This window comes from Brevundimonas sp. (genome assembly GCF_046295075.1).
Classification (GTDB): Bacteria; Pseudomonadota; Alphaproteobacteria; order Caulobacterales; family Caulobacteraceae; genus Brevundimonas.
Genome location: NZ_JBKBOC010000008.1, coordinates 49975 through 70027 on the forward strand (window position 1 = coordinate 49975; position 20053 = coordinate 70027).

The window sequence follows — 20053 nt, forward strand, 5'->3', positions numbered from 1 at the left end:
CGCCGGGCGGCTAGACGAAGGCCATGGACAATCGCTCCCTTTCGAACCGCAAAATCCTGCTGATCGTGGGCGGCGGCATAGCGGCCTACAAGGCGCTGGAGCTGGTGCGCCTGATCACCAAGGCAGGCGGACAGACGCGGGTTATCCTGACCGAATCCGGAGCCGAGTTCGTGACGCCCCTGTCGCTGGCGGCGCTGAGCGGCCATCCGGTGCGCTCGGGCCTGTTCCATCCCGACGACGAGACCAGCATGGGCCATATCGAGCTGTCGCGCTGGGCCGACCTGGTGGTGGTGGCGCCGGCGACGGCGGGGCTGATCGCCAAGGCGGCGAATGGTTTAGCCGACGACCTGGCCTCGACGACCCTGATCGCCACGGACAAACGGGTGCTGCTGGCGCCGGCCATGAACGTGCGGATGTGGGAGCATCCGGCGGTCCAGGCCAATATGGAACGGCTGAAGGCCTTTACCGGCTTCCACGGCGTGGCCGTGGTCGGGCCGGACGAGGGCGAAATGGCCTGCGGCGAATACGGCTTCGGCCGAATGGCGGAACCGGCGGCGATCCTGGAGGCCATCGAGGGCTTGCTGGCCGGCGCTGACGGGCGGCCTCTGGCGGGCAAACGCGCCGTCGTCACGGCCGGTCCAACGTTCGAGCCCATCGACCCGGTGCGGGGCCTGACCAATCGCTCCAGCGGCAAACAGGGCTACGCCATCGCCGCCGCCCTGGCCGAACTGGGGGCGGAGGTGACCCTGGTGTCCGGACCCACGGCCCTGGGCGCGCCCGTGGGCGTGACGCGGGTCGACGTGGAGAGCGCGCTGGAGATGCAGGCGGCGACCCAGGCCGCCCTGCCTGCGGAAATCGCCGTGCTGTCGGCCGCCGTGGCCGACTGGCGCGTGGACACCATCGCCGGCGGCAAGATCAAGAAGGGGCCGGGCGGCCCGCCGACCCTGGCCCTGATCGAGAACCCCGACATCCTGGCCGGGATCGCCGCCCCGGGACCGAACCGGCCGACCCTGGTGATCGGCTTCGCCGCCGAGACCACGGACCTGGAGGCCAACGCCCGCGCCAAGCTGTCGCGCAAGGGCTGCGACTGGATCATCGGCAACGACGTGTCCGACGATGTCTTCGGCTCGGACGGCAACGCCGTGCTGCTGGTCACCGCCGACCGGACAGAGACCTGGCCGCGCCAGTCCAAGACCGCCATCGCCCGGGCCGTCGCCGCCCGTATCGCCGACCATTTCAAGGCCCCCGAATGACCGAGACCGCTATCCAGATCCTGCGCCTGCCCCATTCTGAGGGCCTGCCCCTGCCGGCCTATGAGACCGAAGGCTCGGCGGGCATGGACCTGCGCGCGGCGGTGCCGGAAGATCAGCCGATGACCCTGGCGCCCGGCCAGCGCGCCCTGGTCCCCACGGGGCTGAAGATCGCCCTGCCATTGGGATACGAGGCCCAGGTGCGGGCACGCTCGGGCCTGGCTTTGAAACACGGCATCATCTGCCCCAATGCGCCGGGCACGATCGACAGCGACTATCGCGGCGAGTGCGGGGTGATCCTGGCCAATATCGGCGCCGAACCCTTCGTCATCCGGCGCGGCGAACGCATCGCCCAGTTGGTGATCGCCAAACACGAACGCGCGGACTGGATCGAGGTCGAGATGCTGGACGACACCGCGCGCGGAACAGGCGGATTCGGGTCGACGGGGCGGTAGCCTTAAACCGGTGGTGCGGTCGGCTGGATCAGGGCGGCCTTGCGGCGGACGTGTTCGCGCCAGGCGGTGTAGAGGCCGCTGGACCCGATCAGGGCGGCGCCGGCCAGGGTGCTGAGGGTCGGGGTCGTGGACATCAGCCACCAGCCGAAGACGATGGCGCCGACGATCTGGAGATAGTCGAAGGGCGCGACCACGGCGACGGGCGCCTTTTGCAGCGAGGCGGTCATGAACAGCTGGGCCACGCCGCCGGTCAGGCCCGAGGCGATCAGCAGGGCGAAGGTCAGGGGCGAATGCATCTGGCCGACGAAGGGCAGCAGGATCGCCCCCACGATCGACGAACCGACGAAGAACCAGAAGACGATGGCGGCGACATGTTCGGTGTCGCGCAACTGACGAAGTGTGATGGTCACGCCCGCCGTCAGCAGGGCCGCGACCAGGCCAAGGGCGATCCCCTCGACCGGCACGGCGTGATCGACTGAGCCGGGCCGCATGACGATGATCACCCCGATGAAGCCCACGGCGACGGCGGCCCAGCGGCGCGGGCCGACCGCCTCCTTCAGGATCAGAAAGGACAGCAGGGTGGCGAAGATGGGGCTGTGAAGCTGAGGGTCGTCGCGTCGGCCAGCGGCAGCAGCGTCAGGGTCTGGAAGACGCACAGGATGGAGACGATGCCCAGGGCGCTGCGGCCGACATGGGCCAGGGGGCGGCGCGTGGTCAGGCCCGCAAGACCGCCCGGCTGGGTCACCACCCAGGCCAGCACCACTGGCAGGCCGAAGAAGGCGCGGTAGAACAGCATCTCGGGCGCGACGACGCCGTCCAGCGACGCCAGTTTCAGCACCGCCGCCATGACCGAGAAACAGCCGGCCGCCGCGATGCGCAGGGCGATGCCGCGCGCAATATCCTCGCCTGACTTGGCCGTCGCCGTCACTACTCTATCCGCGCCTTTCGATGCGGCCGGAACGCCCGAGGCGCCCGGCCGTCGTACGGCTTACGCCTGGCCGGTTTCGACCGGCTGCTGGGCGATCTGCTGCTGGCGGGCGATGTAGATGGCGGCGAAGTCGATGGGGTCGAGCTGGAACGGGGGGTAGAAGCCGCCGTCGGCCGTCGCGCCCGAGATGATCTCGCGGGCGAACGGGAACAGATAGCGCGGGCATTCGATCAGCAGCAGGGGCTCGATGTCCTGCTCGCTGACGTTGGCCAGCTGGAACAGGCCGCCATAGACCAGTTCGACGTGGAAGACGGGCTGGTTCTCGTGGGTCGCCTTGATCGACAGCTTCAGGTCCAGCTCGAACAAGCCGTCCGGGCGACCCTGTGCGGCCATTTCGACGCCCAGGTCGATGGCGGGCTTGCCGTCGATGCGCAGGGATTCCGGGGCGCGCGGGTTCTCGAACGAGAAGTCGCGGACGTATTGCGCCAGAATGCGGAAGCCGGGACCTGCGGGCTGGCCCTGCTGGGTCTCGCCTTGCTGGGGCTGTTCGGCGGAGGGTGCGACGTCGGTCATGAAAGCGGTCTTTGAACGGATTTGAGGTTGATCGGGCCGGAATGTGGCGCCGCGATTACCATGCCGGGACGCTTGGCCGCAACGTCGCCCGCGCGATTGGGGGGCGCGCTTCGCCTTGCCTCGTCCTATATGACCCCGTAATCACGCCAGACATAGGTTTGGCGCGCCCGTCGTTCGCTACAGGAAATCTCCCCTTGAACCTGCCGGTCCAGTTCCAGATCGTCGTCTTCGCCTTCATCGCGGCCTTCGTGCTGTTTCAGCTCTATAATGTGCTGGGCAAGCGGGTCGGCCGTCAGCCGCAGGAAGACGCCAAGGTCGTCGTGCCCGGCCCGAACCCGGCCGAAACGCCCAAGATCGCGGCGATCGACCCCGTCACCCTGGCCTCCATCGCCAGCCTGAAGGCCCGCGACCCGGCCTTCGATCCGGCGCGGTTCCTGGACGGGGCGCGTCAGGCCTACGAGACCATCGTGCGGGGCTATGCCGCCGGCGACCGGGCCGCGCTGAAGCCGCTGCTGAAGCCGAATGTCTTCGCCTCGTTCGACGCCGGCATCGCAGCGCGCGAGACGCGTGGCGAGACGGAAACCGTCGAGTTCCTGTTTCCGCCCCGCGCCGATCTGGAAGGCGCCGTCGCTGAGGGCGACCGGGCCGTGGCCAAGGTTCGCTTCCTGGGCGAACTGCGCAGCCGCGTGACCAAGGTCTCGGGCGAGCCCGCCGACGCCGAAACCGGCGAGCCGGTGATCGAGGAGCGCCGCACCGCCGAACACTGGACGTTCGAGCGCACCCTGGGCGCGGCCGATCCCAACTGGGTCCTGGCGCGCGTCGAGCCGGCCAACGCCTGATGTCTGTCGTGCGCCGGTCAGGGGGATGGCTGGCGACGCTGACGGCGGCGCTGGCCGTCGCCGCCTGCTCGACCGGGCCGATGACGCCGGTCTCGCCGGCGGGGCCCCAGACTGGGCCTGTTCCCTATACGCCATCACCGACGCCTGGCGTCCTGCAGCCCACGCCGTCCAATGCGCTTAGTCCCGCCGTTTTGCCGGGATGGAGCGCGGAGGATCACCTGGCGGCCTTCCGCGCCTATCTCGACGGCTGCGGCGCCGCGCGCGATACGGCCGCCCGCGCCGTCTGCGGACGGGCCAAGGCCATGGCGACGACCACCACCGTCACGCCGTCGGACGCCCGCGCCTTCTTCGAGGCCAGTTTCAGCGCGGTCCCGGCGGCGACGGCGGACGGGCGGCCGGGCCTGCTGACCTCCTATTTCGCGCCCGAGTATCCCGCGCGGCGCCGGCCGGACGCCGAGTTTTCGGCCCCTGTCCTGCCCAAGCCCGCCAATCCGCGCAGCGCCGGCGACCGGGCCTATATCGAATCCGCCGCACGACCGGACCAGGCCCTGGCCTGGATGCGGGCCGAGGACCTGTTCTTCCTGCAGATCCAAGGCTCGGGCTATCTGACGTTCGAGGACGGGACGCGCGGCCGGGCCGCCTATGCCGCCGACAACGGCAAGCCCTTCGTCGGCATCGCCCGCCCCATGGCCCAGCAGGGCCTGCTGCCGCAGAATGGTACCTCGGGCGACGCCATCCGCGGCTGGCTGGCGACCCATCGGGGCTATGAGGCGCAGGCCGTCATGGCGCTGAACCCGCGCTACATCTTCTTCCGGCTGGACGGGGACGACGACGGCCATCCGGCCGGCGCGGCGGGGATACCCCTGACCGAGCGGCGCGCCATTGCGGTCGATCCGGCGCACTGGCGCTATGGCGAGCTGGTCTGGCTGGAGGCCGACGGCGGCAATCTGCGCGGCGCCACGGCCAGCTATCGCGGCCTGGCCATGGCGCTGGACACGGGATCGGCCATTCGTGGGCCTGTGCGGGCCGACCTCTATATGGGGCGCGGTGACGCGGCCGGAGCCGAGGCCGGGACCGTGCGCCACCCCTTGCGGATGTGGCGCCTGGTCCCGAAGGGTTAGGCGACGGTCAGGGTCACCGCGATATTGCCCCGCGTGGCGTGCGAATAGGGGCAGACCGTATCCGCCTCGGCGACCAGGGCCTCGGCCTCGGCGCGATCCACGCCCGGCAGGCTGATCTCTAAAGCGACCTCCAGACCAAAGCCCTTGTCGCTGCGCGGACCGATGCCGACCGTGGCGTTGACGGAGGCGTCGGCGGACACCTTGGCATGGCCGCCCTGCGAGCCGACGAACTTCATCGCGCTCAGGAAACAGGCGGCGTATCCGGCCGCGAACAGCTGTTCGGGATTGGCGCCGACGCCGGCGCCGCCCAGTTCCTTGGGCGTGCCCAGGGCGACGTCGAGCGCACCATCGGTGGTGGCGACGCGGCCGTCGCGGCCGCCCGTGGCGGTCGCCGTGGTGCGGTAGAGGACGTTGATGGACATGATGAGACTCCTTCGTGGAATAAATATCGTGTGCGATTTAATCGACAGCGATGATTTAGGGCGAAGCTCGAAGGTCGTCAATCTTGCGATTGTATCGCGCGCGATTAATATAGGGTCATGAGCAAAGTCGCCCCCTCCCCTGCACCCATGGCCGTCAACGACATGCTGTGTTTCGCCGCCTATTCGGCGAACCTGGCGTTCAACCGGTTCTACAAGCCGCTGCTGGACCAGATGGGGCTGACCTATCCGCAGTATCTGGCCATGGCTCTGCTATGGCGCGATGACGGGCAGACCGTGGGGCAACTGGGCGAGCGGCTGTTCCTGGAGTCCAACACCCTGACGCCCCTGATCAAACGGCTGGAGGCGGCGGGGCTGGTGACGCGCACGCGCGACAAGGCGGACGAGCGGGTCGTACGGGTCAGCCTGACCGAGGCTGGGCGCGCGCTGGCGGTCGAGGCCGCCTGTCTGCCCCAGTCGGTGCAGGACGCCACGGAGATGACGCCAGAGACCATGACGGGGCTGCGCGACGGGTTGAATGTGCTGCGCGACCAGTTGCGCGCCTCAGCGCCAGCGGACGCGGGCTAGGCCAGGTCCTCGATCTCGTCCTCGGTCAGTTCGCCGGGGACGATGGTGACGGGCAGCTTTCGTCCCCCCAGCTGGGCGCCCTGTTTGATGATGGCCGAGACCAGCGGGCCGGGTCCGCGCGAGCCGGTTCCGGCGGCCAGGACCAGGATCTTGATGTCGGGATCGGCGGCGACGACCTTCTTGATCGCGGCCTGGGCCTCGCCCCGTTCGATCAGGAAAATGGGGGCGGCGCCGGAGCGGGCCATGGCCTCTTCGCCCAGACGGTTCAGCAGGATTTCCGCCTCTTCGCGCTGCTGGCGTTCGATCTCTTCGCGCACGCCGGACCAGTGGGCGTCGCTGTCGGTGGGCAAGACGCGTAGCATGACCACGCGCCCACCAGTCGATTTCGCCCGGCGCGAGGCGAATCGCAGGGCGGCCTCGAACTCGGGACTGTCGTCGACGACGACGAGGAATTTTCTCGGCATGGCGGCCTCCCCAGCCAGATTAACGATTGAAGAGGCCGTGAGACGCCCGCTTCGTCAAGCGGAGCGCCCCACATCGCGTGCTCAAGCAGGCCGAAAGGCCGCTTGCGCCCACTAAGAATTCACCGCCGCCGTCGCCAGGTCTCGGATCGTGGCGTTGGCGATGGTCAGTTTGGCGAAGGTCCAGCCGGAGCCGGACTGTTCGATCTCGTCCACAGAGGCGCGCACGCCCTCGACCGCCGCCTGTTTGGAGCCGATCCAGGCGTCCACGGCGCCCTCGGCCGCATCCTCGCTGACGCCCACCGACGGATCGGAGGCGCGGGCGACGGCGCGGGTCAGGGTCGCCTGCTCGTTCATCAGATCCTCGATCAGGCGACGCACGGCCAGGCGATCGAAATGATCCGCAGACGGAATGGAGCCGGCGGCGGCGCGCAGACGGTCGAAGTCGAAGGCCGCCCCGACCTGGTGATACAGGCGCGCCATGGCCGCGACGGGCCAGTTCGCTTCCTGGGCCAGGTCGCCGATGTCGGAGGCGGCGACCAGCGGGCGCATGATGGCGATGCTGCGGGTCAGGTCCTCGGGCGCGCCGTGATCGGCGAAGGTCTTGACCCGCGCGTCCAGACGCCCCTGTTCGAAGCGCGACAGGACGGCCGAGCCCTCCGCCTGAAGGGCGTCGGCGATCGGGCGATAACGGTCGATCAGCGCCTGGACGGACAGGCCGCCCTTGGCGCGGCGGGCCAGCCAGAAGGTCTGGCGGCGCAGGACCACGGCGATTTCCTGATAGAGGGCTGTCTGGGCCTCGGCCGAAATCTTCAGGTCCAGGGCCGAGACGGCGTCCCAGGCCTGGTCCAGGCGGAAGACGCGACGCGCGGCCTCGAAGGCGATGATCAGGGCGGTGGTGTCGCATTCCGCCGAGCCGCGCAGGCGGTCAGGGAAGGTCGGGCCGCACATGTTGACGACTTCGTTGGCCATGACGGTGGCGATGATCTCGCGCCGCAGCCGGTGGCTCTTCATCTCCGGCTCGAACCGGGCCAGGGCGTCGGGGAAGTAGCGGACCAGGATCTGTTCGAAGAAGGGATCCTCGGGCGCTTGCGAGGCGACGATGTCGTCCGACAGCTCCAACTTGGCATAGGCCATCAGGACCGCCAGCTCGGGCCGGGCCAGCGGAACGCCCGCCGCCATCATCTCCTTGACGCGGGCGTCGTTGGGCAGGCCCTCGACCTTGCGGTCCAGCTTGCCGCGCGCCGACAAGGTCTGCATGAACCGCTGCTGGGCGTCCAGGGCGCCGACGCCTTCGGCCTGTTGCAGGGTCAGGGCCAGGGTCTGGTCGTAGTTGTGAGCCAGCACCTTCAAGCCCACCTCGTCGGTCATGGAGGCCAGCAGGGCCGGGCGCTCCTCGACGGGCAGCACGCCGTTGGTCACGGCCGAGCCGACTAGGATCTTGATGTTGACCTCGTGGTCGGAGGTGTCGACGCCGGCGGAGTTGTCGATGGCGTCTGTGTTTATGCGACCGCCCTGCTGACCGAAGCCGATGCGTCCCGCCTGGGTGAAGCCCAGGTTGGCGCCCTCGCCCACCACCTTGACCCGCAGTTCGTCGGCGTTGATGCGCAGGGCGTCGGTGCCCTTGTCGCCGACTTGGGCATCGGTCTCGGCCGCCGATTTCACATAGGTGCCGATGCCGCCGAGATAGAGCAGCTCGGCTGGCGCCTTCAGGATGGCGCGGATCAGGCTGACGGGGTCCAGCACATCGTCGGTGATGTCCAGCGCGGCCTTGATCTGGGGCGTCAGCTGGATCGACTTTGCCGAGCGCGAGAAGACGCCGCCGCCTTCCGAGATCAGGGCCTTGTCATAGTCCTGCCAGGACGAGCGCGGCAGGTCGAACAGACGCTTGCGCTCGGTCCAGCTCGTTACATGATCCGGGTTCGGATCAATGAAGATGTCGCGGTGATCGAAGGCGGCAACCAGGCGCGTGGCCTTGGATAAGAGCGCGCCGTTGCCGAACACGTCGCCCGACATGTCACCGACGCCAACCATGGTGAAGGGCTGGGTCTGGATGTCCTTGCCCATCTCGCGGAAGTGGCGCTTGACCGCCTCCCAGGCGCCGCGGGCGGTGATGCCCATCGCCTTGTGGTCGTAGCCGATGGAGCCGCCCGAGGCGAAGGCGTCGCCCAGCCAGAAGCCGTAGGAGGCCGAGACGCCGTTGGCGATGTCGGAGAAGGTCGCCGTGCCCTTGTCGGCCGCCACGACCAGATAGGGGTCGTCCCCCTCCCACGCGATCACATTGGCCGGATGGGTCACGGAACCGTCGGCCGCGATGTTGTCGGTGATGTCCAGCAGGCCCGACAGGAAGGTGCGATAGGCGCGGATGGCCTCGCCCTGGATGGCCTCGCGGTCCGTCGTGCGGGGCAGTTGCTTGGGATAGAAGCCGCCCTTGGAGCCGACCGGCACGATGACGGCGTTCTTGACCTGCTGCGCCTTGACCAGGCCCAGCACCTCGGTGCGGAAATCGTCGCGACGGTCCGACCAGCGCAGGCCGCCACGCGCGACGGGGCCGAAGCGCAGGTGGACGCCCTCGACGTGCGGCGCCCAGACGAAGATCTCGCGATAGGGTTTGGGCAGCGGCAGGTCCTCAAGCTCGCGTGAGGCGATCTTGATGGAGATGTGCGGCTTGGGCGCGCCGTCGGCGTCCAGCTGATAGTAGTTGGTGCGCTTGATCGCCCCGATCAGGGCGGCGATGCGGCGCAGGGCCCTGTCGTGATCCAGGCTCTTCACGTCCTGCAGCAGGGCCACGATCTTGTCGTTCAGTTCGGCGGCGGCAGGCGCACGGTCGTCGGCAGAGCCGCCCCCCGAAACTTCAGAATGGGGCTCGAACTTGGCCTTGAACAGAGACAACAGGGCGCGGGCCACGTCGGGATATTCGCGCAGGGCCTCTTCCTGCACCGTCTGCGACGGGTCCAGGCCGGTCTGCTGGCGATAGTGGGCCAGGGTGCGGATCAGGGCCGCCTCGCGCCATTCGACGCCCAGTTCGATCACCAGGCGGTTGAAGCCGTCGCTTTCGTTGCGGCCGGTCCAGACGGCGGCGAAGGCATCCTCGAACGGGCCCTTCACATCATCGAAGACCAGCGCCTCGCCGCGCGGATCCTCCATCAGAAACTCGTGGACATGGATCTCAGTCTCGCCCGCCGGCCGGATCGGATAGCCGTATTCCTCCAGCGTCTTCAGGCCCATGTCCGCCAGGATCGGCAGAACGTCGGACAGGGGCACGGCCGGACCGCGCCGATAGAGCTTGAAGCGGAATTGCAGGCGGCTATCGTCAGCGGAACGGAAGGCTCGCACGGCGACGGCCTTGCCTTCGCCCGGCAGACCGGTCTCGTTCAACCGGTTCACATATTGCAGATCGATCGCGGCCTCGTCGGCGTCATAGCGATCGCGGTAGGCGGCGCCGAAGGCGCGGGCCCATTGGGCGCTCAGCGGCCCGACTGACACCTCTTCCACGCCCGAACGGCGCAGGGCGCCCTCGAACCGGTCCACCCAGCCGCGTCCGGCCTCGGCGACGTCGGCCTCCAGCTGCACCGGATCGGGGATCGGGTGCTCGCCCGGATTCACGCCGATGATGTAGTGGACCCGCACCAGGGGCGCGTCCGACAGTTGCGGATACCAGGCCGAGATCCGGCCGCCCCAGGCGCGGGCGACGATCTGGCCGATCCGTTCGCGCACGGCGGAATCGAACTTCTCGCGCGGGATGAAGCACAGGACCGAGACGAAGCGGTCGAACGGGTCCTGACGCGAGAACAGGCGGATGCGCGGCCGGTCGTAGAGGTGAAGGATGCCCAAGGCGATGGACAGCAGCTCGTCCTCCGTGACCTGGAACAGCTCGTCGCGCGGATAGTTTTCAAGGATGTTCTTGAGGCGTTTTTCGTTGTGGCTGCCCGGCGCCTTGTCGGCGCGGGCCAAGGCGTTGGCGACCTTGCGACGGAGCAGCGGCACCTCGGTCGCCAGCTGGTCGTAGGCCTCGGAGGTGAACAGGCCGACGAAACGAGTCTCGCCCGTCGCCTTTCCGTCCGGGCCGTAACGCTTGACCCCGACGTAATCCATGTAGGCGCGGCGATGCACGCGCGAGCGGGCGTTCGCCTTGGCCACCGTAACCGGCTCGCTGAGGTCCAGCTGACGGCGCATCTGACGCGTCAGGACCGCCGGCTCGGACGCGCGGCGCAGCACGGTGCGTTCCGGGTCGGCGAGAATGCCCAGCCCGTCGGTAGACTGGCCCAAGGGCGCCTCGGCCTCATAGTCGCCGTCGGCGTTCAGCGGATAGTCGTAGTCGCGGGCGCCCAGGAAGACGAAATGGTCGCTCTTCAACCATTTCAGGAAGGCGATGTTCTCGGCAAGCACGGCGGGATCGACCGACGGAGGGGTCGCCTCCAGCCGCTGCACGGCCTGGCGCATCAGGGCCGCCATGGCCTCGTGGTCGGCGACGGCGGCGTGAACGTCCGACAGGCTCTGGGCCAGCCCCTCGCCCAGGACGTCGCGACGCTCCTGCGGCACGCTGTCGATGACCAGCATGATGATCGACAGGCGACGGCCGTCCAGCTCGACCACCGGGTGGAACAGGGCGCGCACCGAAACACCGGCCTCGGCCAGGGCGCCCATGACGCTGTCGACCAGGAAAGGGGCGTCCTTCTGGACGATGCGAACCAGGTCGTAATCCAGCGCCTTGCCGTCCGCGCCCTGCATCGGGCCGACGGTGATGGCGGGCGCGGCGGCGTCCGCGGGGTAGGTCTTGGCGGCGGTCCAGGAGGCGGCGAGCAGGGCGGCTAAGTCCTCGCCGTTCAACTCGGGCGTCTCGTCGGCGGCATAGTCCTCGTGCGCCTGGGTCAGATAGGCCTGCTCCGCCGCGCCCGGTCCGGTTCCCACGATCCGGGCGAAGGCCGCCTCCAGCGCGGCCTTGGTGATCGGCTGAACGGGGGATTGGCGCAGATCGGGGACGGTCATGGACGAGCAGTCTCGAACGACGCGGCAGGGCCGCAAGGAATGCGGCGCGACGCGGCGCCACCTCCGCTGACTAGGCCAGGTCCGGTCGCTCGGGAAGCCCCTGGCGACCGATCGTTGTGATGATCAGTGATAAGGTTGGAATTATTGTGCAGCGCCACAAAGCAGAAAGCCGCCGGACTGGGGGAGTCCGGCGGCCTGCGCGAGCGGCGCCTGGAGGGGAGGGGAGGGCGCCGGTCTCGCTTCGCTGCGGTTCGGAGGGGGGAGTGTCCCGCAGCGTCGAAAACAGAAATGGGAAGCGCCTTTCTGCGTTCAAGAGCGTGCGCCGGGGATTCTTCGCGACATTTTGGCCGCTGTCCGGCGCCGACCGCTGGCGTGGACAACGGATTTCGATGCTATGCGTTGTGTGGGGTCAACGGTGAAGCTGGAGCACCCGATCATATGCGTCGCTTTCTTTTAGGATCGATCGTGGCCGCCGTGGTCGGCCTGTTGCTCGCGGGTGCGGGATACTGGGCCTATTGGAACTTCTATTCGCGGTTCCAGCCGGTCACGATCAGCCGCAATCAGGCGGAGGTTCAGCAACTGCTGGACGAGGCGTCGTGGGTGTCGGACGGCAGCGGCGGGCAGGCCCTCTATATCGTCACCTATCGCGACAGCGCCTCGGCCCATCGATACCAACGCGACGAGGTGGCCAAGCTGAAGGCCGCAGGGATCGAGACCCGGTTCATCCTGTTCGCTCGCCCCGATCTGGAAGGCGCGCCGCAATCGACGGCGGCGGAACGCGCCACGGTCGCCGAACTGTGGCTGACGCGCGACTGGCCGCTTTACGAACGCTGGATGGCCACCCCGGCGAACAGCTGGACCGCCGCCGGCGTCCCCCAGGCGTACGGCAATCTGGCGCGGACGGCCGTGGTCGAGGCCGGGCGCCGGTTCGACGAACGGCTGAGCCAGCTGCTGAAGGAATCCGGTGTCGAGATCAGCTATCCGCTGATCCTGTGGCGCGACCAGAACGGCTTCCTGAAAGCCTGCGGCTGCGCCGACCGTCGCGCCTGGGCCTTCATCCGCGACGATGTCGGTGCGCCGGATCGGCTGGGAGCGTCCGAGGATGCCCCGATCGCGCCCGATGCCGAGGCGCCGGTGCAGGACGGTCAACCCTCAGCCATGCCCTATCCGGCCTTGCCGACGATCCCGCCGGTCGATGCGCCGAACACAGGCATGACGCCGACGCCGGGCTCGCCCCAGATGCAGCCCCAGACCCGACCCACGACACCGCCCGCGTCGAACCGGCCGACGACCCCGCCCCGCGCGGCGCCGGCTCCGACCAAGCAGGACGACACGACCTTCTATTGATTAAAGGGTTCGGCAGGCCCCAACTAGGCGATCGACGTCCTCGGCGTCCTGATACAGGCCGAAGCCGAAGCGGATCACGTCGTCGCGCACATCGGTGACCACGTCCGCCTGACGCAGACCCGCGCACCAGGCCTGGGCGTCAGGATGGCGCAGGGCCAGGAAACGGGCGCGCGGCGCATCGCCGGTCACAGGGTTGAGGAATTCGGCCTGGTCCAGCACACCGGCGCGACCGTCCTGAACCGCCGTCTGGAAGCGGCCGGCCAAGTCGCGAGCATGGGCGGCGACGGCGGCGGTGCTGAGCCCGTGATCGTCCAGCATCCGGCGCGCGGCGTTGAAACGATACAGCGCCGAACAGTCGAATGTCGCGCCCCAGAACCGGCCGCCGTCGCTGCGGTACTGGACCCCGCCGGGCGGGCCGGACAGATCGCCGAACTCCGCGAACCAGCCGGTGATCACCGGGCGGGGACAGAAGCCAGGCGGGGCGTGCAGGAAACAGGCCCCCTCGCCCGCCATGGCATATTTGTAGCCGCCGGAGACATAAAACACCCGATCCGCCACCGCCGACAGGTCCGTCGGGGTCGCCATGAAGCCGTGATAGCCGTCGATCAGGACGCACGGCCCCTCGGGCCGGGCCAGGGCGGCGAGATCCTCGATCCGGTCGAACAGACCGCCGGTGCGGAAGAAGACCTGACTGACCACGATCCAGTCGTAGCCGCCCTTGGCCGCCTCGGCGACGAAGCGGTCAGCGAAGGTGTCGAAGGGGACGAGGGGAACGCGCGTCACCACCGCCGCGCCGACCTCCTCCCACCGCTCGGCCTGACGGCGGAAGGAGTGAAACTCCCCGTCCGTCGCCAGGATGCGGACAGGCGTCCGCTCCACGCCCGAGAACAGGCGCAGCAGGAAGTCGTGGGTGTTAGACGAGAAGACGACGCTGTCGGGCGAGGGCAGACCAAGCTCGGCCGCGACATGGGCCTGGGCCTCGGGGATCACCTGGCCGAAGACGAGGTCCCACTTGTGATCGGCATGAAGATTGGCGTCCAGCCAAGTCTGCTGCTGCGCCTCGAAACTGGCGTCGGGCCACAGATGGTGGCTGTGCGCCGCGAAATGCAGCCGCTCGGTGGCCGCCGACAGGGCGCGGGAGAACAGGGACTTGTAAGTCATCCCTTTTCTTACCGGCCTAACCGCCGTCGCGCCAAGCGCTCAAGCAGCGAGCCGCCGCGCGGCGAGCGATAGCGCGCCTCTTAAACGAGAGCCCCGTGGCAGTGTTTGAACTTGCGACCCGAGCCGCAGGGGCAGGGCGAGTTGCGGCCGGTCATTTCCCAACCTGGGGGCAGCATCTCGATCGGCAGTTTGGAGCGATCGTCGCCGATCAGCGTGCCTTCGGGGTTCTGGGCCGACGGATTGGCCATCTCGTTCTCGCCGGTGCCGGGGTTCAGGTGGATTTCCTGGAACTCGGGCAGTTCGGGCGGGGCCTGGAAGCGGAACTCGACCGTCATCAGCCAGCGGGTGACGTTGTGGCGCAGGTCGTAGAGCAGGCTTTCGAACAGGGAGAAGGCCTCGGTCTTGTATTCGTTCAGCGGGTCGCGCTGGCCGTAGCCGCGCAGGCCGATGACGCCGCGCAGGTGGTCCAGATGGACCAGGTGCTCGCGCCACTGCATGTCGATCATCTGCAGCATGAACTGCTTTTCGAGGCCGCGCGTCTGGTCGGCGCCGATCTGCTCCAGGCGTTCGGCCGCGCGGGCGTCGGCGGCGGCCAGAAGCCGGTCCTCGATCTCCTCGTTCGACACTCCTTCCTCGGCGGCCCAGTCATGCAGCGGAAGTTCCAGACCCAGGGTCGAGCGGACCTTTTCGTCCAGGCCGTCGATGTCCCACTGTTCGGCATAGGCCTTGGGCGGCATGTAGCGTTCGACCAGGTCGGACACCACGTCGCGGCGGAAGTCGCCGACCAGTTCGGACAGGTCTTCGGAGTCCATGAACTCCTGACGCTGCTCGAACACGGCCTTGCGCTGGTCGTTCACGACGTCGTCGTATTTCAGCAGGTTCTTGCGGATGTCGTAGTTGCGGGTCTCGACGCGCTTCTGGGCGGTCTCGATGGCGCGGTTCAGCCAGGGGTGGGTGATGGCCTCGCCCTCAGCCACGCCGAACGTCTTCATGATCGAGTCGAGACGGTCGCCGGCGAAGATGCGCAGCAGGTCGTCCTCGCACGACAGGTAAAACTTCGAGGTGCCGGGGTCGCCCTGACGGCCGGTGCGGCCGCGCAGCTGGTTGTCGATCCGGCGGCTCTCGTGACGCTCAGTGCCCAGGACGAACAGGCCGCCGGCGTCCAGCGCGATCTTCTTCTGGACGGCGATGTCGGCCTTGAACTGGGTCTCTTGCGCCTTCTCCATCTCGGGCGTGACCTCAACAGCCATGTTGCGCTGTTCGAGCATCCACTTCTGCATCTTCATTTCGAGGTTGCCCCCGAGCTGAATGTCGGTGCCGCGGCCGGCCATGTTGGTGGCGATGGTCACCACGCCCGGCAGGCCGGCGTCGGCGACGATATAGGCCTCCTGCTCGTGCTGGCGCGCGTTTAGGACGCTGTGCGGGATGCCGCGAAGCTTGGTCTCGTAGGTGATGTCATAGGCGGCGTCGCCGATCTTCTCGGCCTCCTTGGCCTTGCCCGCATATTCCGGCTTCAGCGCGCGCGAGACCTCGACCTTGTATTCGAACTTGCTCAGCAGGTCCGACAGCTGTTCCGAACGCTCGATCGACACGGTGCCGACCAGGATAGGCTGACCGGCCAGGTGGCATTCGGCGATCTGTTTGGCGATGGCCTGGTTCTTCTCGGCGTGGGTCCGATAGACCTCGTCGTCGTAGTCCTTGCGCTGGATCGGCCGGTTGGTCGGCACCTCCAGCACGTCCATCTTGTAGATGTCGCCGAATTCCTGGGCCTCGGTCGCCGCCGTGCCGGTCATGCCCGACAGCTTCTCGTACAGGCGGAAATAGTTCTGGATCGTGACCGAGGCCAGGGTCTGGTTCTCGGGCTGGATCTTGACGTCTTCCTTGGCCTCGATGGCCTGGTGCAGGCCTTCGGACAGGCGACGGCCGGTCATCATACGGCCGGTGAATTCGTCGATCAGGACGATCTCGCCGCCCTTGATGATATAGTCCTTGTCGCGCTGATACAGGGTGTTGGCGCGCAGGGCCTGGTTGGCGTGGTGGACCAGGCTGATGTTGGCGGCGTCGTACAGGCCGGTGGTGTCGGCGGCGAAGTGACCGCCCGCCTCCAGCGCCTCTTCGATCCGTTCCGAACCCAGTTCTGTCAGCAGAACCTGCTTCTGCTTCTCGTCGAGCTCGTAGGCGTCCTTGTCCTTGATCAGTTCCTTGATCAGGCCGTCGAGGATTTTATAGAGGTCCGAACGGTCCTCGGTCGGGCCCGAGATGATCAGCGGCGTGCGCGCCTCGTCGATCAGGATGGAGTCGACTTCATCGACGATGGCGAAATTGTGCGGGCGCTGCACCATCTCGCGCCGGTCATAGACCAGGTTGTCACGCAGATAGTCGAAGCCGAACTCGTTGTTGGTGCCGTAGGTGACGTCGGCGTTGTAGGCCGCCTGGCGCTGCCCCTGAGACAGGCCGTTGACGATGACGCCGACCTCAAGACCCAGGAAGCGATAGACCTTGCCCATCGTCTCGGCGTCGCGACGGGCCAGATAGTCGTTGACGGTGATGACGTGCACGCCCTTGCCGGGCAGGGCGTTCAGATAGACGGGCGCCACGGCGACCAGGGTCTTGCCCTCGCCGGTCCGCATCTCTGCGATGCCGCCTTCGTGCAGGATCATGCCGCCGGCCAGCTGGACGTCATACTGACGTTGGCCCAGCACCCGTTTGGACGCCTCGCGCACCACGGCGAAGGCTTCGGGCAGGATCTTGTCCAGCGTTTCGCCATTGGCCACCCGGTCGCGGAAGGCGTCGGTCATCATCCGCAGTTCGTCGTCGGACAGGGCCGCGAACTTGGGCTCCAGCGCATTGATGCGCTGGGCGTGGTCCTGGAAGGCCTTGACCTTGCGGTCGTTGGAAGAGCCGAAAAGTTTCTTGGCGAAGCCGAGCATGTTGGATCCGGTAGCGGTCGAGCGTCTGCGAGCTGAGCGGCTCTGAAATCCCGTGAGGGGCGGCGATACGGACGCCGCGAGAGAGGCCCTGAACGATCACGGCCCCGGAGCGCCGCATCAGGCGCGCGCGAAGGGCCGCGCAGACGATCAAAACCCCTCGACTTGGGCGCAGGCGGGACTTAAGCACCGGCCTAACCCCTGTCAACGCGAGGGGCTTTCGGCCGCCTTCGACGGAGCGCCCCCTTGACCCCCTTCCGCCGACCTTCGAACCTCCTGACGACGGCGCTTTTGGCCGCTGTCCTTTCGACGGCCGCCTGTTCGCAATCTGGCGACGACCGTCCGCCTGAACAGGGCGACCAGGCCGTGGCGACGGTGCAGGACGAGACCATCTGGGCCTCGGACGTGAAGCGCGAGGCCGTGGCGCAGGGGTTGATCGGCGAGGGCGAGGCGCTGGATGCGACCTCCGATCTTTTCCGCCGCGTGCTGGACGAGGTGATCGACCAGAAGCTGCTGGCCGGCGAGGCCGAAAGGCGGCGACTGGATTCTTCGCCCCTGGCGCAGCGACGCCTGGAGGCGACCCGCGAGCGTATTTTGGGCGACATGCTGGTCGAGAGCGTGGTCAACAAGGCCGTATCCGACCAGGCCGTGCAGACCCTTTATAATGAACAGCTTCGGCTGGCGAAGACGTCGGAAGAGATCCGGGTGCGCCTGATCCTGTCGCGCACCAAGCCCGAGGCCGACGCCGTGATCGGCATCCTGGGCCAGGGCGCCGGGTTCGAGGCGGTGGCGGCGGAACGGTCGGTGGACGAGGCGACGCGCTTCTCGGGCGGCGACCTGGGCTATTCGACGCTGGACGTCATGCCGCAAGCCTATGCCGACGCCCTGCGCGACAAGCCGGCTGGATCGACCGTCGGCCCGTTCCAGACCGAGGGCGGCTGGGCCGTGCTGCGGGTCGAGGATCGGCGCAAAGAGAACCCGCCGACGCTGGAGCAGGCGCGTCCCCAGATCGTGCGCTATCTGACCTATGAGGGCGTGCGGCAGTTGCTGGAACAGTTGCGCGGCAAGGCCAAGGTCGATGTGCGCCTGCCGGCACAGTCGCCGCCCGCCGCATCCGCGCCGGCCCCGTCGTCCACCGCGTCGTCCACCCCGTCTCCCGCACCGGCCGCCTGACATGACCAAGCCCCCCTCCACGACCGGCCAGAAGATCGAGCACGCATTCGAAAAGGCGCTGGACCCGTTCGCCACGGCCCTGAAGCGCGCGACGCGCACGCCGGGATCGGACCTGGCGGCCACGACGCCCGCGCCCGTCGCCGGCAAACCGGGACTGAAGATTTCGCCCCTGGCCGTGCCCTTCCCGACCATTCCGCCCATCGGCGGGGTCGAGATCGCGACCGCCCGCGCGGGCTTCTACAAGCACGAGCGCGACGACCTGGTGGTGTTCCGCTTCGCGCGCGGCACCAGCTGCGCCGGGGTCTTCACCCGCCACAAGATCGGCTCGGCGCCCGTGGACTGGTGCAAAAAGCATCTGACGGGCCCTGACGGCGGCAAGGACGTGCGCGCCCTGGTGGTCAACGCCGGCTGCGCCAACGCCTTCACGGGCAAGGCCGGCGCGGATGCAGCGCGCCGCACGGCTTCGGAGGTCGCCAAACGGTTCGGTTGCCGCCAGCGCGACGTCATGCTGGCCTCGACCGGGGTGATCGGCGTGGTGCTGGACGAAAAGAAGATCGTCGCCAAACTGCCCGAGATCGAAAACGGGCTGGACGCCGACGCCTGGGCCAGGGCCGGTCGGGGCATCATGACCACCGACACCTTCCCCAAGGGATCCTACGCCGAAGCCGAGATCGAGGGCTACAAGGTCCGCATCGCCGGCATCGCCAAGGGATCGGGCATGATCGCGCCGGACATGGCGACCATGCTGGCCTTCATCGTCACCGACGCCGACATCCATCCGAACGTGCTTCAGGCCCTGCTGGGCCTGCACGTCCGCACAACCTTCAACAGCGTGACGGTCGACGGCGACACCTCGACCAATGACACGGCCTTGCTGTTCGCCACCGGAACCTCGGGCGCGCCGCGCATCGGTCGGGTCGGCGACCGGCGACTGAAGAGCTTCTCGGCCGCCCTGGACAAGGTGATGCTGGATCTGGCGCACCAGCTGGTGCGCGACGGCGAGGGCGCGACCAAGTTCGTCAAGGTGACAGTGGACGGCGCGGCCAGCCCCGCCTCGGCCCGCAAGCTGGCCAAGTCCATCGCAGACAGCCCCCTGGTCAAGACCGCCATCGCCGGCGAGGACGCCAACTGGGGCCGCGTCGTCATGGCCGTGGGCAAGACCGAGGAACCGGTGGATCGCGACCGCCTGGGCATCCGGTTCGGTCCGAACGTCGCGGCCGTCGAGGGCGCCCCGTCCGCCACCTACGACGAGGCGAAGATGAGCGCCTATATGAAGAACCCTGAGATCGACATCACGGTCGACGTCGGCGCCGGGCGGGCCTCGGCGACCGTCTGGACCTGCGACCTGACCAAGGGCTACATTGAGATCAACGGCGATTATCGCTCGTGACCGACACGCCGCTTCCCACCGTTCTGGTCGTCGCCGTCGCTCTCATCGATGTGGACGGGCGGGTGCTGATCGCAAAGCGGCCGCAAGGCAAGAAGCTGGCCGGCCTGTGGGAGTTTCCGGGCGGAAAGGTCGAGCCGGGAGAGCGGCCCGAAGCGGCGCTGATCCGCGAGCTGAAGGAAGAACTGGGTATCGACGTCAGCGAAAACTGTCTTTCGCCGTTCGTTTTCGCCAGCCACGCTTACGATTCGTTTCACCTGTTGATGCCATTGTATCTGTGCCGACGGTGGGACGGCGTGGTCACGGCGCGTGAGCACGACGGCCTGGCCTGGGTGAAGCCGAACAAGCTTTCGGACTATCCCATGCCCCCGGCGGACGAACCTCTGGTCGCCTGGTTGCGCGACCTGCTCTGATCACCGCCGACCAGGAGGCCGG

General features: G+C 67.9%; 17 protein-coding genes. 9 read left to right on the top strand and 8 right to left on the bottom strand.

The features are described from left to right. Positions 1 to 23: 23 nt before the first annotated feature. Complete coding sequence (coaBC, locus tag ACK4MH_RS08475; protein ID WP_409717033.1) at positions 24 to 1253, top strand: bifunctional phosphopantothenoylcysteine decarboxylase/phosphopantothenate--cysteine ligase CoaBC; 1230 nt, start codon at positions 24 to 26, stop codon at positions 1251 to 1253. Beyond that, positions 1250 to 1705 (top strand): dUTP diphosphatase, encoded by a 456-nt coding sequence (dut, locus tag ACK4MH_RS08480; protein ID WP_409717035.1) that lies wholly within the window; start codon positions 1250 to 1252, stop codon positions 1703 to 1705. The genes coaBC and dut overlap by 4 nt, the downstream gene beginning before the upstream one ends. Before the next feature lie 2 nt (positions 1706 to 1707). On the opposite strand, the gene ACK4MH_RS08485 is transcribed toward dut, so the two are convergent. The 3 genes from ACK4MH_RS08485 to secB are packed head-to-tail and all read right to left on the bottom strand — an operon-like array spanning position 1708 to position 3206. Further along, positions 1708 to 2361 carry a DMT family transporter gene (locus ACK4MH_RS08485; RefSeq protein WP_409717037.1) on the bottom strand — a complete coding sequence of 218 codons (654 nt, stop codon included), beginning with the start codon at positions 2359 to 2361 and terminating at the stop codon, positions 1708 to 1710. Then, positions 2268 to 2633 carry a hypothetical protein gene (locus tag ACK4MH_RS08490; protein WP_409717039.1) on the bottom strand — a complete coding sequence of 122 codons (366 nt, stop codon included), beginning with the start codon at positions 2631 to 2633 and terminating at the stop codon, positions 2268 to 2270. The genes ACK4MH_RS08485 and ACK4MH_RS08490 overlap by 94 nt, the downstream gene beginning before the upstream one ends. Positions 2634 to 2693: 60 nt before the next feature. After that, entirely contained in the window at positions 2694 to 3206 is a 513-nt protein-coding gene (gene secB, locus ACK4MH_RS08495) for a protein-export chaperone SecB (RefSeq protein WP_346496952.1), read from the bottom strand. Between the two features lie 200 nt (positions 3207 to 3406). On the opposite strand from secB, the gene timA reads away from it, so the two are divergent. Then, on the top strand, positions 3407 to 4045 hold the full coding sequence (timA, locus tag ACK4MH_RS08500; RefSeq protein WP_409717196.1) for a TIM44-related membrane protein TimA: 639 nt from the start codon (positions 3407 to 3409) through the stop codon (positions 4043 to 4045). Next, positions 4045 to 5166 (top strand): MltA domain-containing protein, encoded by a 1122-nt coding sequence (locus ACK4MH_RS08505; protein ID WP_409717041.1) that lies wholly within the window; start codon positions 4045 to 4047, stop codon positions 5164 to 5166. The genes timA and ACK4MH_RS08505 overlap by 1 nt, the downstream gene beginning before the upstream one ends. Here the strand turns inward: ACK4MH_RS08505 and ACK4MH_RS08510 are convergent. Beyond that, complete coding sequence (locus tag ACK4MH_RS08510) at positions 5163 to 5582, bottom strand: organic hydroperoxide resistance protein (RefSeq protein ID WP_409717198.1); 420 nt, start codon at positions 5580 to 5582, stop codon at positions 5163 to 5165. The genes ACK4MH_RS08505 and ACK4MH_RS08510 overlap by 4 nt on opposite strands. A gap of 123 nt (positions 5583 to 5705) precedes the next feature. Here ACK4MH_RS08510 and ACK4MH_RS08515 point away from each other — a divergent pair, with 123 nt between their 5' ends. After that, on the top strand, positions 5706 to 6173 hold the full coding sequence (locus tag ACK4MH_RS08515) for a MarR family winged helix-turn-helix transcriptional regulator (protein ID WP_409717043.1): 468 nt from the start codon (positions 5706 to 5708) through the stop codon (positions 6171 to 6173). Here ACK4MH_RS08515 and ACK4MH_RS08520 read toward each other — a convergent pair. Then, complete coding sequence (locus ACK4MH_RS08520; protein WP_409717046.1) at positions 6170 to 6637, bottom strand: universal stress protein; 468 nt, start codon at positions 6635 to 6637, stop codon at positions 6170 to 6172. The two genes, ACK4MH_RS08515 and ACK4MH_RS08520, sit on opposite strands and share 4 nt — an antisense overlap. A gap of 111 nt (positions 6638 to 6748) precedes the next feature. Then, complete coding sequence (locus ACK4MH_RS08525; RefSeq protein WP_409717048.1) at positions 6749 to 11623, bottom strand: NAD-glutamate dehydrogenase; 4875 nt, start codon at positions 11621 to 11623, stop codon at positions 6749 to 6751. 465 nt (positions 11624 to 12088) lie between these two features. Between ACK4MH_RS08525 and ACK4MH_RS08530 the strand changes: the two genes are divergently transcribed. Continuing rightward, on the top strand, positions 12089 to 12970 hold the full coding sequence (locus ACK4MH_RS08530; protein ID WP_409717050.1) for a hypothetical protein: 882 nt from the start codon (positions 12089 to 12091) through the stop codon (positions 12968 to 12970). On the opposite strand, the gene ACK4MH_RS08535 is transcribed toward ACK4MH_RS08530, so the two are convergent. Together ACK4MH_RS08535 and secA are read right to left on the bottom strand one after the other, a co-directional pair. After that, positions 12971 to 14131: an aminotransferase class V-fold PLP-dependent enzyme gene (locus tag ACK4MH_RS08535; protein WP_409717052.1), complete on the bottom strand. Its 1161-nt coding sequence runs from the start codon at positions 14129 to 14131 to the stop codon at positions 12971 to 12973. Positions 14132 to 14211: 80 nt separating this feature from the next. After that, complete coding sequence (gene secA, locus ACK4MH_RS08540; protein ID WP_409717054.1) at positions 14212 to 17061, bottom strand: preprotein translocase subunit SecA; 2850 nt, start codon at positions 17059 to 17061, stop codon at positions 14212 to 14214. 288 nt (positions 17062 to 17349) lie between these two features. On the opposite strand from secA, the gene ACK4MH_RS08545 reads away from it, so the two are divergent. The 3 genes from ACK4MH_RS08545 to ACK4MH_RS08555 are packed head-to-tail and all read left to right on the top strand — an operon-like array spanning position 17350 to position 20031. Further along, a complete protein-coding gene (locus ACK4MH_RS08545; RefSeq protein WP_409717056.1) occupies positions 17350 to 18231 on the top strand; it encodes a peptidylprolyl isomerase in 882 nt (293 codons plus the stop codon). 1 nt (position 18232) lies between these two features. After that, positions 18233 to 19621, top strand: coding sequence for a bifunctional glutamate N-acetyltransferase/amino-acid acetyltransferase ArgJ (gene argJ / locus ACK4MH_RS08550; RefSeq protein ID WP_409717058.1), 1389 nt, complete (start codon positions 18233 to 18235; stop codon positions 19619 to 19621). Then, the gene (locus tag ACK4MH_RS08555) at positions 19618 to 20031 is read left to right on the top strand and encodes a (deoxy)nucleoside triphosphate pyrophosphohydrolase (protein WP_409717060.1); all 414 of its coding nucleotides are present in this window, start codon (positions 19618 to 19620) and stop codon (positions 20029 to 20031) included. The genes argJ and ACK4MH_RS08555 overlap by 4 nt, the downstream gene beginning before the upstream one ends. Positions 20032 to 20053: the final 22 nt, after the last annotated feature.